At 53.1% G+C, this 13,260-nt stretch carries 9 protein-coding genes; 6 read left to right on the top strand and 3 right to left on the bottom strand.

Going from position 1 to position 13,260, the window contains the following annotated elements; all coding sequences use genetic code 11:
* From QEH59_RS17640 to QEH59_RS17620, 5 genes are all read left to right on the top strand, one after another.
* On the top strand, positions 1 to 182 hold a 182-nt coding region (locus QEH59_RS17640; protein WP_308986706.1), incomplete at its 5' end, for a hypothetical protein.
* A gap of 326 nt (positions 183 to 508) precedes the next feature.
* Positions 509 to 1,630 (top strand): putative glycoside hydrolase, encoded by a 1,122-nt coding sequence (locus tag QEH59_RS17635; RefSeq protein ID WP_308986705.1) that lies wholly within the window; start codon positions 509 to 511, stop codon positions 1,628 to 1,630.
* Positions 1,631 to 1,810: 180 nt separating this feature from the next.
* A complete protein-coding gene (locus tag QEH59_RS17630; RefSeq protein WP_308986704.1) occupies positions 1,811 to 2,047 on the top strand; it encodes a hypothetical protein in 237 nt (78 codons plus the stop codon).
* Between the two features lie 182 nt (positions 2,048 to 2,229).
* Complete coding sequence (locus tag QEH59_RS17625; protein ID WP_308986703.1) at positions 2,230 to 3,813, top strand: sulfatase; 1,584 nt, start codon at positions 2,230 to 2,232, stop codon at positions 3,811 to 3,813.
* 24 nt (positions 3,814 to 3,837) lie between these two features.
* Positions 3,838 to 5,292 carry a sulfatase family protein gene (locus QEH59_RS17620; RefSeq protein ID WP_308986702.1) on the top strand — a complete coding sequence of 485 codons (1,455 nt, stop codon included), beginning with the start codon at positions 3,838 to 3,840 and terminating at the stop codon, positions 5,290 to 5,292.
* Between the two features lie 370 nt (positions 5,293 to 5,662).
* Here QEH59_RS17620 and QEH59_RS17615 read toward each other — a convergent pair whose 3' ends face one another.
* Together QEH59_RS17615 and QEH59_RS17610 are read right to left on the bottom strand one after the other, a co-directional pair.
* Positions 5,663 to 7,051: a sulfatase-like hydrolase/transferase gene (locus QEH59_RS17615; protein WP_308986701.1), complete on the bottom strand. Its 1,389-nt coding sequence runs from the start codon at positions 7,049 to 7,051 to the stop codon at positions 5,663 to 5,665.
* A 3-nt stretch (positions 7,052 to 7,054) separates the two neighbouring features.
* On the bottom strand, positions 7,055 to 8,896 hold the full coding sequence (locus QEH59_RS17610) for an arylsulfatase (protein ID WP_308986700.1): 1,842 nt from the start codon (positions 8,894 to 8,896) through the stop codon (positions 7,055 to 7,057).
* 269 nt (positions 8,897 to 9,165) lie between these two features.
* On the opposite strand from QEH59_RS17610, the gene QEH59_RS17605 reads away from it, so the two are divergent.
* Complete coding sequence (locus QEH59_RS17605) at positions 9,166 to 11,259, top strand: putative glycoside hydrolase (protein ID WP_308986699.1); 2,094 nt, start codon at positions 9,166 to 9,168, stop codon at positions 11,257 to 11,259.
* A gap of 127 nt (positions 11,260 to 11,386) precedes the next feature.
* Here the strand turns inward: QEH59_RS17605 and QEH59_RS17600 are convergent, their stop codons facing one another.
* Positions 11,387 to 13,156: a hypothetical protein gene (locus QEH59_RS17600; RefSeq protein WP_308986698.1), complete on the bottom strand. Its 1,770-nt coding sequence runs from the start codon at positions 13,154 to 13,156 to the stop codon at positions 11,387 to 11,389.
* Positions 13,157 to 13,260: the final 104 nt, after the last annotated feature.

The following is a 13,260-nucleotide window of genomic DNA, read 5'->3' as shown; positions in this document are numbered from 1 at the left end:
GACAAATTTACCACAGAGGCCGATACCTTCCGCTCGCCCAAGCGAAGAAGGCGAACATGCCCCAGAAAAATAAGGCAAAGCGTCAGCCATTGGCCAAAAGTCAGGATAAGAAGCGAATCCAGAGAACCAGTTCTAATTACGGTCCTAGAGAGGGCACTTTGAATTATGCAATGGCATTGTGACAAGTCGCGCCCCTACGTTCTGACCGCCCGAACCGCTTAAGTCAGTGCCATTCGGGTCATGTCATTACCTTTGTGGTGCGTCATTGACTTAGTTTGTGACAGGCTGCGCCATTTACGTAGTTTAGCTAAATGCTTTTCATCGCAACACCGATTTATACGAAGCAAGCCAGCGGTGGGGATGGGAACGTTGAACATCGAACGTCGAACGTCCAACGTCCAATGATGAATGTTAGAGAGTGGCGATCGCATAAAGGGTAGGATGTGCTCGCTTTTAATGATCAGATCAAAGTGAATCTAGGAACAAACACCCCATACAAAGTTGATTTATGAAGAAATTGTTGAAGATCTCCTTAGCCTTGCTTTTGCCGTCTTCTGTGCTCGTGAGTGCTGCGCACAATGTTCCGTTTGATTGGGATACCGTTCCTGTCTATGCCCATCTGGCAAATATGTCGGATGATTTTACTCCAGAACAACTGGATTTCCTCGCTGAAAATTTCGATTTAATCACGATTGAGAAAGGTCACGCCAAGCGGAAGCACGGCAGCACAGAGAAGGGATTCGCGCTTGCCGTGGATGAAATAAAAAAGCGCAACCCGGATGCGAAGGTGCTGTTCTACTGGAATTCCAGCATAAAGATCGGCGGGTATGATGCGATTGATGATTTTCCGCAGGACGGCGAACTGCTCAGTAAGGACGGGGAACTTCTGCGTATTTTTAGCAGCACGTTCAGTGATCTGTCACAGCCGGAGGTTCAGCGTTGGTGGTCGGACACAGCCAGCAGAGCCGTGCACGAGTTGGGGGCTGACGGTGTGTTTATCGATGCCATCGGCAAGTTTAGTAATCATCGCCGGCGCAAGGTGCTGACGCCCGAAAAGGTTGAAGCGTTGAACAATGGGCTCTGCGCGATGGTCGAGGAGACACGCCGCCAAGTCGGCTCATCTAGCATTCTCATTCAGAATGGTGTTTCAATGGACCCTGAGAATGTCGGTGCCAGACTCCTGCAGGTGACGGATGGCGCGATGAAAGAGCATTTTGTTAGCGCTAAACCTGGCAAGAAAGAGGCACTGGCCGAAGATATTGAGGTGCTACAGACCCTCGCCAAGTCTGGTAAGCTGTTAGTGATCAAAGCGTGGCCGGGCTTTGATTGGCGGGATAAGGAAATTATGCAGAAATCGCGCGAGGAACGCATACAAATGGCGCGCGAAGCTATTACATTCCCGTTGGCCTGCTATCTACTGGTCGCGCAACCATATTCATATTTCTGTTATACTTGGAGCTATCAGGGGAATGATACCGGCACCTTTGTCACCTATCCGGAATTTGATAAACCCTTGGGCCCTCCGCAGGGGGATGCGCAGCGTGACGGCTGGAAATATACACGTGACTTCGCGCACGCCTCGGTCTTTGTCGACTTGGAAACCTGGTCCGCGAGCATCGATTGGAAATAAGCCTGCGCGAGTGCGTGTAGTGATCCCTAAGTTAGTCTTTATTCTGATGTGGCTGGCGAGATTGTTTGGATCTATCAGATCGCGCCTTATGTCGGAGCGGAAGATCAAAAGCGAATCTTTGAGGGCAATGTCGCTCCGCTGGGTAAATTAATCAATGTTAAGCGTCCAAGTTAGACGATTTTGCTGGCAGATACGCCGCAACCAGAGACCAGAAAGGGCCGGGGGAATGATTATTTTATATCGGTTGGAGCAGGGGTTTATAACCCGAGCACTGCAGAGGATTTGTTGCCTGATTCAGCCTATATCGGCTTTAGCACCAGGCATGGTGATCGTGGGAATGCGGCTTTTGTGGATGGGTACGTGGAGGCATTCGCGATCGGTGAGATGAAGCAAAAGCACGTCTATTTGGAGGATTAAATTACTACCAAGGTATATCAACACTTTTACGTCCCCTCACGTATACTGTGGATACACAATGCGATTTCGATCTGCTATATTAGGACTCTGCTTTGCATTAACGAGAAGCTGTTAATCTGGCACCCTAATTCCTCAATAGACACCTGCACATCCGTGTGCTGGCGTCTTAAAAGCATAAAGTTATGAAATTCAAGCATTTGATTCTCTGTCTGTGCGGCCTTTGGCTCGCGCTTTTGACGACAAAGCTAACTGCTGCGCCGCGGCCTAATATCATCATCTTTTATGTGGATGACCTGGGCTGGCAAGATGTGCAACTCAATGATGTGGATGACCCTTGCGCGTTCGAGACGCCCAACATCGTAAAGCTCGCCGAATCAGGCATGAATTTCACCCAGGGCTACTCGGCCGCACCGACTTGTTCGCCCTCGCGTGCGGGGATTATTACCGGGCAGCATCCCGCTAAGATTGGTCTGACGCATGTCAGCTTGGGCGCATTGACCAGCGGTAAAAAGAGCGATCCCTTGCTGGAGCCTTATCTGCAGGGGCATTTGGACCTCAACATTTTAACTTTGGCGGACGCGTTGAAGGCCAACGGCTATCGCACCGGTCACTCAGGCAAGTGGCACGTCGGACTGAATGCTGCCAGCTACGGCTTTGATGTGGTCAATCAGGACCGTGGTCCCCATCGCGGCATGGGGGATCGCACCAAGGATTTTGCGACGGCCAACGATAAGCAGTATCCACTCAGTAAGGAGAAGTATCCCCCGTTCAGTGATAAGAAGCCCGAGGGCATTTCCTATCCCTACGATGAAGTAACCGAGTCGGCCTTAAAATTTATCGACGAGAGCGGCGAGCAACCATTCTTCCTGAACCTCTGCCATTGGATGGTTCACTGGCCAGTCTTAACCCGTAACGGTGAGCTGCTTGAATATTACTGCGACAAATTTGGTCAGCCCTTTCCGCCTAAACCCGGTGACATGACCTTGCCAGGGCAGCAGAACCCTTATTTCGCTGCCATGGTGACCACAGTCGACTGGAGTCTCGGGCGTATTGTGGACTACCTCGAAAAGACTGACGATCCTCGCAATCCAGGGAAGAAGTTGATCGAGACGACTTATATCTTTTTCTCGTCCGATAATGGTGGCGTGGAAACGCACGGCAAAGAAATTATTTCTGATAACGCGCCCTTGAAATATGGTAAAAAGCATTCCGAAGAGGGCGGCGTGCGGGTGCCCATGGTGATCGCTGGGCCAGGGATTCCGCAAGGCAGTCAATTTGACGGCCTCATCAATCAACTCGATTATTTCCCCACCATCCTGAACTTGACGGATGCAAAAATCGCAGCGAAGGATGCGAAAGAACTAAGCGGGCTCGATATAACGCCGGTCCTGCAGGGCAAATCCAAGCAGGTGCTCGATGCATCGGGGAAGGCGCGCGATTATTTGTTCTGGCACTTCCCGCACAACAGCATGAGGAGCATGAAATCTGCGATTCGCAGCGGTGATTATAAATTGTATAAGCGGTATTTTACCAACGACTATGAGCTGTATCAATTAGAGAAAAATGGTCAGCGCAACGACTACGAAGAGATGAACGATCTGGCGCAGAATCCGGAGTACCGTTCAGTCGTCGAGCGTCTGGGGGCCATCTTGGAAGCCGAGCTCGCAGCCAATCATGCGGAGGGCCCTTATTTGAATCCGGATTACACAGATAAAAAGACGCCCTCTGCGGACTTAGGGGACTCCAAATTTGACCGTGGCAGTTAAATAGTTATTCTACTTTGTAAATTTATGAACATAAAATCCACAATAGTTCGGACTCTGTCCTTTGTATCCCTTTTGCTCGTTGCTCAGGCTGAGGAGACAAAGCCAAACGTCCTGTTTATTTTTTCAGACGATCAAGTGTATGAGGCGATCGGAGCCTATGGTCTGATTGATATCGATACGCCGAATCTGGATCGCCTGGCAAATGAGGGCACGAGCTTTAGCAAGGCCTACAATATGGGTGCCTGGACGGGCGCCATCTGTCGCGCCAGTCGCTCGTCCATGAATTCAGGTCGATTTATTTGGCAGGCAGAAGCGGCCAGCCAAGCCATTGGGAAGGGAGAGCTTCAAAGCTGGTCTCAGCTGATGGCTGAACGAGGCTACGAAACCTACATGTCGGGTAAGTGGCATGTGCCGGAGGTGAGTGTGCCGAAGGTCTTTGATCATACTGGAACTGTGCGCGGTGGCATGCCGAAGCAAACCCCCAGCGGTTATAACCGCCCTAAGAATGCCGTGGATTATGAGAAGGGCTGGAAGCCTTGGGACACCAGCAAGGGAGGCTATTGGCTGGGGGGCAAGCACTGGAGCGAGGTCTTGGCGGATGAAGGTGTCGGTTTCATCGAAATGGCAGCCAAGAAAGAGCGTCCGTTCTTCATGTATTTGGCCTTTAATGCGCCGCATGACCCGCGCCAAGCACCCAAGGAATATATTGATCGTTACCCATTGGAACGGATCCAAGTGCCTGAGAACTTTGTGCCTCAATATGCGGATCAAGGTAATAAGGGAGTGCCAATTATTCGTGACGAGAAATTGATGCCCTTTCCGCGAACGGAGTATGCGGTGAAAGTGAATCGTCAGGAGTATTATGCGCTGATTACGCATATGGATGAGCAGATCGGGCGAATTCTTGCAGCGCTGGATGCGTCCGGTAAGGCGGATAATACTTGGATTATCTTTACCTCTGACCATGGGCTGTCGCTAGGCCATCATGGCCTAGTGGGGAAGCAGAACATGTATGAGGACGCCATGGCCGCACCGTTTATCGTGTGGGGGCCGGGTGTGAAATCCGGTCAAAAATTGGACACCCCCATTTATATACAGGATGCAATGGCGACTGCCTTAGACATCGGCGGAGAGGTGCCCGAAGGTATCGATTTCAAGAGCGTGCTTCCCTTGTTGAATGGCAGCAGCGAGCAAATTCACGATTCGATCTACGGTGCGTATATTGATACCCAGCGCATGCTGCTGCAGGATGGCTGGAAGCTGATTGCCTATCCTAAGTTGAAGAAGGTCAAACTCTTCAATCTTGAGAAAGATCCGCAGGAGATGCATGATTTGTCTCAGAATCCTGAATACGCAGAACGACTTCAGATGATGATTCAATCATTGGAGGAACGCATGGACAGTCTCGGCGATCCGATGGAATCACTTTCAAAGGCAAACTACCCGAAAAAGAAGAAAAAGAAGGTAGAAGATCACTAGTCGCTTCGCCGACAAGGGGCGAATGAAGATCGAAGAACTGACTTTGGCGGAAAAGTCGCAGCAACAGGCCTGGACCACGCATCAGTATAAATTGTATAGCCATAATGCTGGGAAGACCTGAGAGTTGTAGGACCATTCTGAATGGGGTCCCGATGAAGCTTAAGTCAGAGGTCAGAGATCAGAGATTAGAAGCCGGGAGGTCGAAATAAGGCATTATTGATCAGTTATTTATGGGAATTTCGGTATCCGTCTTTTTGACGAGGCACATTCTTTGGTCGCTATGTGACGGGAGTCACGTCTGTTTTTGATGGCTTCGGGCTTCGGGCTTCGGTGGACCTTGCTGGCGCAAGTTCGTTACGATTTATGTACTCTAGTCGCGCCGTGTCTTGGCGTAGTCTTCGCAGACGTCTTCGAACCAGGCGAGTAGCTCGGATTCCATTTTTTGCACGCGTTGGGGGCGGTAGAAGGCGAGGTTGTTTTCTTCGTTGGGGTCGTCTTTTAGATTGTAGAGTTCGACCGGCGGCGGTGTGGGGAGGGCCACCTCGGGATCGGGGTCGGTGATGATGCCGTTTTGAATAAAGTGCTCGGGCTCATACATGGAGACGTTGAGCCATTTGATGTCGGGCACTTCGAAGGCTTCGGGCACGAAGGGGCGCACGAGTTTCCAGTCGCCGTCGCGGATGGCGGCATTGTATTCGATGCGTGGGGTGTAGCGGTTCCACTGCCAGCAACGTTGAGGATTGTGGGCGGGCACTTCGCCACGCAGCACCGCGCTTTGATCGATGCCGTCGAGTTTGATACCTTTGGGATTTTCGATTCCGGCCAGGCTGAGGATCGTCGGCAGCCAATCCGTCATGTGGAAAAAAGCGTCGCCGCAGGTTTCCTTGGGATCGAGTCCGGCGGGCCAGCGCATAATCGCGGGCACACGGATGCCGCCTTCGTAGGTGGAGCCTTTGGAACCGTGGAGCTGGCAATTGAAGCGGTCGAGCGAGCTGCCGGCTTCGTTGCCGAATTGCGGGCCGTTGTCGCTGGAAAAAATGATGAGGGTGCTTTCACGCAGCCCGAGCTTGTCGACATTTTCCAGCAGTCGCCCGATGTTGCGGTCGAGTCGCCGAATCATGGCGTAGAGTGTTTTGACGGCTTCACTGAGGTCGTCGCGGTCGCGGAAAACGGCCAGGTCTTCCTCCGGCGCCTGCAGGGGAGTGTGCGGCGCATTGTAGGTGAGGTGCAGGTAAAAGGGATCCTTCTTGGGGGCGCGTTGGAGAAAGTCGACCGCCTCGTCGGTCCAGTAATCGGTCAAATAGCGTCCGTCGGTGCGGATGACACGGTCGCCGGATTCGAGGCGCCAGTCGTAGTAATCATGCATGCCCCCGCGAAAGCAGATCGCCTCGTCGAAGCCGCGTTTTTCCGGCTTGTAGCGCGGGTCAAATGCGCCGAGGTGCCATTTTCCTATGAGGCCGGTGCGGTAGTCGGCATTGCGCAACATGTCGGCGATGGTGACTTCATTGAGGTCGAGCCGTTCCAGTCCGCGCCATTCCAGTGTGTCGACTGAACCCGTGCGGTGCGGGTAGCGGCCGGTGAGCAGGGAAGCGCGCGAAGGGTTGCAGACGGGAGAGCTGGTATAGTGCTGCGAGAGGCAGAGGCTCTCTTGTAGGAACTGATCCAGAAAGGGTGTTTCGCTCAGGCCCTTATTGAAGAAGCTGAAGTCGCCGTAGCCGAGGTCGTCGACCAGAATGTGAATGATGTTGGGACGTGTCATTGCTTAAAGAGAATCGAGGTATTCAACGCTGACATAGAAAGCGCCATGCGCAGGGCGCTGCTGGGCGGTGTATTCGAAGAGGCTTTCCAGTGTGGTGATGCCGGCCTCGATGGGCAGTTCAAAGTGGACCGCTCGTTGCCCTGCCGGGATCGGCTGTGTCAATGTTTGCGCGCCCACTTGCAGGCTTGCTTGATTGGCCAGAATACGGGCTTCGCTGGCCGGTGCTTCGGGGGGCAAATTGCGCAAGGTGATGCGATACTTGCCAGAGCGGAGGAATTGCAACTGCCACGCACCGACCGGTGTGATATGGTTGAGCGGCTCCGCAGAGAGAATGCTGCGAATGTAGCCCTGATGCCAGGGCGGATAATAGCCGTGGCTGTCTTTGAGACGCGAGGCACCCCAGTCCATGCAGGTCAAATCGGCGATCGGTTGCTGTGGACTGCCGACGATGATCGGGGGTACGGTGGCCAGCTCGGATTCAAGTGAGTGCCACCATTGGTCATACTGCTTTTGCAAGGTGGCAAAGACTTCCGGATAGTCTTTGGAGACGTCGTTTTCTTGTGCGCGGTCGTTTTCCAGATCGTAGAGCTCTGTGCCGGCAACTAGTGAGAAACGTTCGTTGCGGATGGCGCTGCCAGCGTATTTGGATTCTTCCAGCGGTGTCTCATTGGCCCAGCGACCGACGTGGGTGACGATGCTGCGGTCGGGCCAGTTGTTGGCAGACTCGTTTTGCAATAAGGGCTGGAGGGAGCGTCCGTCGACTATGGTGCTGTCAGGCAGTGGGATGCTGGCCAGCTCTGCCAGCGTGGGAAAGAGGTCGATGATGCCTGTGAGTTGGTCCACCGGACGACCGCCCTCGATGCCGCCGGCGGGCCAGCGGATGAAGCAGGGCACGCGCACGCCGCCCTGGTAGGGGCTCGCCTTGGTGCCGCGTAGTCCGGCGTTGTATTCCATCTCGGCTGGTTTGCCGCCTTTGGCGCTGCCGTTGTCGCCCATGAAGATGACGATGGTGTTGTCAGCCAGACCTGTAGCGTCCAATTTTTGAAGTAATTCACCGACCTCACGGTCGAGGTCATCGATCATGGCGTAGAAACGTGCCTGGGATTCGGGCAGTCCTTTATCCAAATACTTTTGCGCGAGTGCGTCGTCGATTTGTAAGGGCGTGTGGGGCGCATTGTAAGCGAGGTAGGCCAGCCACGGTTGTTTGTGACGTGCTTGAATCCAATCCCATGCGGCATCGCTAAAAACTTTGGTGCAATACGCATCGGTGCTGACCCAAGTGCCATTGTGCTGGATCTCGGGATTGAAATAAGTGTTGCCCCAATAGTCCGGCGTTTGACCGATGCCGCCACCGAGGTGGATGAATGTTTCATCAAAGCCGCGGTCCTGTGGGCGGCTCGGGTAGGTGTCGCCAAGGTGCCATTTGCCGAAAATAGCGGTGGCGTAGCCTGCGTTTTTGAAATGTTGCGGCAGTGTCGGCACGCCCGGTTTGAGCAGACTGCGACCGCTGATGGTGTGAGTGATGCCCACTTTAAACTCGTGTTGCCCCGTCATTAATGCCGCGCGGGTGGGGGAGCAGGTCGGCGAAGCCACGAAGTCCTCCAAGCGCACGCTGCTGCGTGCCAGCGCGTCCAGGTTCGGCGTTTCCAGGGAGGGGTTGCCGTAGAACCCGAGATCCGAAAAGCCCTGGTCATCGGTGAGGATCATTAGCACATTGGGCGCCTGTGGCAGAGGGACGGATTCTGTGGAATGCTTGACTGCGGCGCTAGCCAATACGGGACAAGCTTGAGTGAATAGTAACAGTGTGGCACTGATTGCGGTTTTTAGGGGGAAATCGATTTGCATGGATATGAGAGCTTCTTACTTGACTAGAAATACCTTACGGTGATAGTATTAACATGGATCCTGTATGATCAATACTAATTTTGTATCCGAGAAGACTCCTTGCGGTCGCTTTGCGGCGATCCTGCCTGTTCGAGTGCATCTTGTCGGCCAATACCTCCAGTGAAATTGCTTATACATTTTCGGTAGTTACAGTGAGGTCGAGTTCGTAAAAGTCCTTGCTTAGCACGGTGCTCGGGGGCATTGTTGATGCAATGTTATCATTGCTGCCTATGCATCATTTGAAGAAGCTGCTTTGTTTTTTTTGTTGGTTCTTCACTAGTGTCAGCTTTGTATCCGCGGTTGATTCATCGGGGCGTAATAGTCATTTTTGGGTCACCGTGCGTCCGGATGCGGGGAGCGGAACCGGCGGCGAGACAGAGCTGACATTGACGAATGGCTATCGTAGCGAGACGCTTGCCTCGTCGTTGCTTTCTTGTCAGCGGGACGATGAAGGATCGGCCCGTGTCTATCAGATCACATGGCAAGGAAATCATCTGATCGATGGACCAGAAGCGGACCAGTTGCAGTTTACGATTGTGATGGCGCCTGAATCTTCCGAGCCGAGACTGCGGTCGATTTTTGTAAATGGATCCACACCAGATGCGGTCGGCTTGGTGCTGGAAAGTTCCTTTTCCAAAGTGATTCCGAGAAAGTTGAATGGCCGCCGGCCCCCAAAAGGCTATTTTGAAATACAGGGCTCAATTGTTTTGCGAGATCTTAGTCAACAGCTAGAGGATCCCGAACATCCATTTTCCGATCTACATAGCGGGCATACTATGGGAGCGCCCCGCTACGGGCTGACTTCAGCGGAAAAGTTAAAACACTTCCCGAAATTCAGCTGGGATCACGTGCCACGCGGCATGCTTATTCGTAAGAGTCAGACCTACTCCGATCAAGAGGTTCGGGCCATTGCTGAGAATTATGATTTGGTGGTCTTGGAAAAAGCCAATGGTGCAGGATTTGCCAGTGTGAGTGCTGGTATGAAAGACACGGCAGCCCGTCTTAAAGTGATCAATCCTGACATTAAGGTGCTCTTTTATTGGAACTCACGTATTTTTTTCGGGCATTATGGGATTGATGATACGATCACTCGGCACCGCGATGAGTGGATCGACCCCGACTTCGTGATACGGGGACGCCTGCCGACCTATGTGCGTGACAATCCCGACTTCCTAAAATGGTGGGTGGGGTGCGCCGAGAAAATGATCAGCGACCCGTCGATCGACGGTACTTTTGTCGATAAGGCAGGCGTGCCGATTTATATGCTGGATGCACTGTATCGAGCGACTCCGCTCGATAAGCTTGTGATGAACAATAACTCCAGTGTGCGAGAACGCATAGGATATGTCGACGGTACCTATCGTGAGGACTGGATGGGCGGCGGGGACCCAGACACGATTGCAGAGACCATCGCAATTGCTCGCGAGACCGGACAGCATAAAAAAATGCAAATTCTTCGCATGCCAGTGAAAGGAGTAGCCAACCCACGGGAACTGGAAGACTCGTTGGATAGTCGTCTTGCGATTTATCTGATCTATGTTGAAGAGTATGCCTACTTTTACCTGCAGGCCACAGTTGATGCTACGCAGCCTATGTGGCAGTGGGAGGCCAGTTATGCCGATCAATTACAACGTCCCCTAGGGAAGCCGCTCGGTCCCTACATGCGGGACAATCATGTCTATGTACGCAGCTTTGAGCATTGTGATGTCTATCTCAACCTGAACTCTGGGGCGGATACGCGGATACTTTGGAAAAACGATATCGGCTCGCCATCACATGCAGGCAGTGGCCTATCGAGTACAATTGATACATACAAGCTTGAAGGCAGTGGCTTCATTGGTGGCGCGGCGGATCAATTTTTTTATCTATCGGATGCTCATTATGGGGACGGTCATGTGAAGGCTTCTGTAGATGCCTTTGTCAGCCCTGGGAGGGATGCCAAGGCCGGTGTTATGTATCGCGCTTCATTGGCTGCGGACGATAAAATGGTTGCGGTTCTGCGTGATCCAGCGGGTCGTATGTACATGGTGTATCGCTCCAGTAAAGGAGCGAATGTTATCGGTCTAGGTTCGGTCGATGCCCCGCAGAAACGCTTCGCGATGCTGGTGCGGAAAGGCGACCGCTTTCTAGGCTACTGTTCGTCCGACGAAATCAATTGGACCCCCATCGGTGAAGTGGACTTACCTATGGAGGAGAAGATTGAAATGGGAATGGCTATCGCCTCCCACGATGATGCCTTAGCCGAGGTGCGCATCAGTGGGTTTGTTCGGATCGAAACCTCAAATACTCGCAAGCACGATTTGGATAATTCGCACGAAGAATAGTCCTCCAGAAATGAGTGAAACCGTTAATTTACGTTGATGTGGAAGTCGGTTGTGAGTTCGGATACTATCGCACAATCTAAAGTTTCTGTGCTGGGTGTGTTTCATGCTCCTGGATTTGCTATGTCCGCTATTTCCGAATGGTTATGAATGCGGTTTGGAGTGTGGGGATTTCTAGATCGAATTGTAGGGTGGCTACGTCTTCGGAGTGGCTTATTTCCGGATGGATAGTTTCCCAGTTTGCTTTCTTTAGGACTTGAAAGGTTTTGCCTGCGATGTCGGAGCTGGGTAGCTTGATGACGAGGCGCTTGACTGTGTCATATATCACATTGGTGGCGGCGATGGAGATGCCGTCCTGAAGGTTGTGGGCATGCACTTGAAGCGGGTGTTCGCAGGCGATGGTCTGCTCGGCTCCGCCCATTTTGAATAACAATTTGGTCCAGTATTCCTGCCGCACGCGGTTGAAGTAGGCCATGTAGAATTGCGCGGTATCGAGCGGATAGCAAGTGGTATAGATGGTGCCGCCTAATGTGTTGGTGAATAGACCGGAGCCGGGAAAGAGGGTGTCCAACTGCGCGTTCTTAATGGTGGAGAGTGTTTCGACGCCGGGAGCGTAGTGGAGCACGCCGATGGCGTGGGTGCAGCGTTGGGCACACATACGCGCTTTGACGCCGCCTTCGAGTTCACCAAAGAAGGTGGCGTTTACTTCTTCGATGGAGTAGGCGGACTGCTCGAGCGGCATGCGGGCAATGTCTTGAACCCCGATCAGTGCGCCAAAGCCGCGTTGCACAAGGATTTCGGCGCTGGGCAGATCGAGTAGGAGCTTGCGGCTGAGTAGTGTTTCGATTTCACTGTCGCTGTAGCAGCGTAGGGTCTGATCGGATACGGCGAGGATGTCATCGCCTTCGAGGCTACGGGTAAACCCGTGGGCGATGCCGAGAGCGTAGAAGACCTTGCTCCAGGCCACCGAATTGGCTTGGAGATCTTTGAGGCTGCCTTCGTTGGCATTCATTTGTGCTGCGTCGAGCGATGCAGTGTTGGCTGTCTGCGTGTGCCGGGCGACGTCGGGCGAGAAGAGGATCTTGACGCCGCGTGCCTTGCGATCATCGAGCTCGAGGTTCATGAGTGCATCGAACACCTCCCGCTTCGCGCCGAGCGCTTTGCCGAAATCGCGGTCGTAGTAGGTGTTCATCCCCATATTATCAAAATGGTTGATGGTGATACCTTGCGCACCGTAAAGAATGGCGTTCTGAATTTCCCATACGGAGTAGGCGTGTGATACGCTGTAAGGGCCGCAGCGGGGCGAGTTTTCCAGTTCCGGGTAAATGTCGCAGTCTCCGTCCAAATTGGCGAGGGTGTGGCGGGAATAGGTGGGCGGGGTCTGAATCGGCGGCTCTTCCGTGTAGGGAGGCATGTGGGGGCGGATCAGGTATTTGTCGCCCTGGCTCCATAGATCCATCAGCCGGTTCCAATCACGGCCTTCCACGCTGTGGACATCGGGGATGCTGGACATGAGGCCGATACGCATGGCGGGGGCTTCCTGCTTCAATGCCGCTGCGAGTTTTTCCGCTGGCTCGAGCAAGGATTCTTTTGCGTGCTCCAGCCAGTGGGCGCGCCATGGATGCGGCGTTCCTCCGGCCAAGATGCGCGCGAGCACGGTTTTACGATCGGCCGCTTCGCCTGTTTTTTGCGCAAAACGCTCCAGGCAAACATCGCAGAAGCATCCGCCAAAGCCCATTTCCTCGCCGTGATTGTGCAATCGCCAGTCGTCTTCGATCCACATGGCAACGGGCTCGATTTCACGGGTGAGGTGGCAGAAGATTTCGATCAAATAGGCCTGCCAATTTTCGCACAAGGGGCAGGGGGACAGTCCGTTGTTCGCACCGGTCTCTCCGATCATTAAGCGGAAGTCCAATAAAAGCTTAAATGCGTAATTTGGGCTGTACGAGAGTGCTCGAATCTCGCATATAGTTTGGATGCGAGAAAACTACCCAAGCGATCTGA

The organism is Thalassobacterium sedimentorum, assembly GCF_031127905.1.
In the GTDB taxonomy this organism is placed as follows: domain Bacteria; phylum Verrucomicrobiota; class Verrucomicrobiia; order Opitutales; family Coraliomargaritaceae; genus Thalassobacterium; species Thalassobacterium sedimentorum.
The sequence above is the reverse complement of the archived record's forward strand: the minus strand, read 5'-3'. Positions and strand labels throughout refer to the sequence as shown.

Coding starts and splice junctions, on each gene's coding strand:
- QEH59_RS17625 (WP_308986703.1), top strand. CDS start 2,230: ATGAAATTCAAGCATTTGATTCTCTGTCTGTGCGGCCTTTGGCTCGCG.
- QEH59_RS17600 (WP_308986698.1), bottom strand. CDS start 13,156: ATGATCGGAGAGACCGGTGCGAACAACGGACTGTCCCCCTGCCCCTTG.
- QEH59_RS17635 (WP_308986705.1), top strand. CDS start 509: ATGAAGAAATTGTTGAAGATCTCCTTAGCCTTGCTTTTGCCGTCTTCT.
- QEH59_RS17610 (WP_308986700.1), bottom strand. CDS start 8,896: ATGCAAATCGATTTCCCCCTAAAAACCGCAATCAGTGCCACACTGTTA.
- QEH59_RS17615 (WP_308986701.1), bottom strand. CDS start 7,051: ATGACACGTCCCAACATCATTCACATTCTGGTCGACGACCTCGGCTAC.
- QEH59_RS17620 (WP_308986702.1), top strand. CDS start 3,838: ATGAACATAAAATCCACAATAGTTCGGACTCTGTCCTTTGTATCCCTT.
- QEH59_RS17605 (WP_308986699.1), top strand. CDS start 9,166: ATGCATCATTTGAAGAAGCTGCTTTGTTTTTTTTGTTGGTTCTTCACT.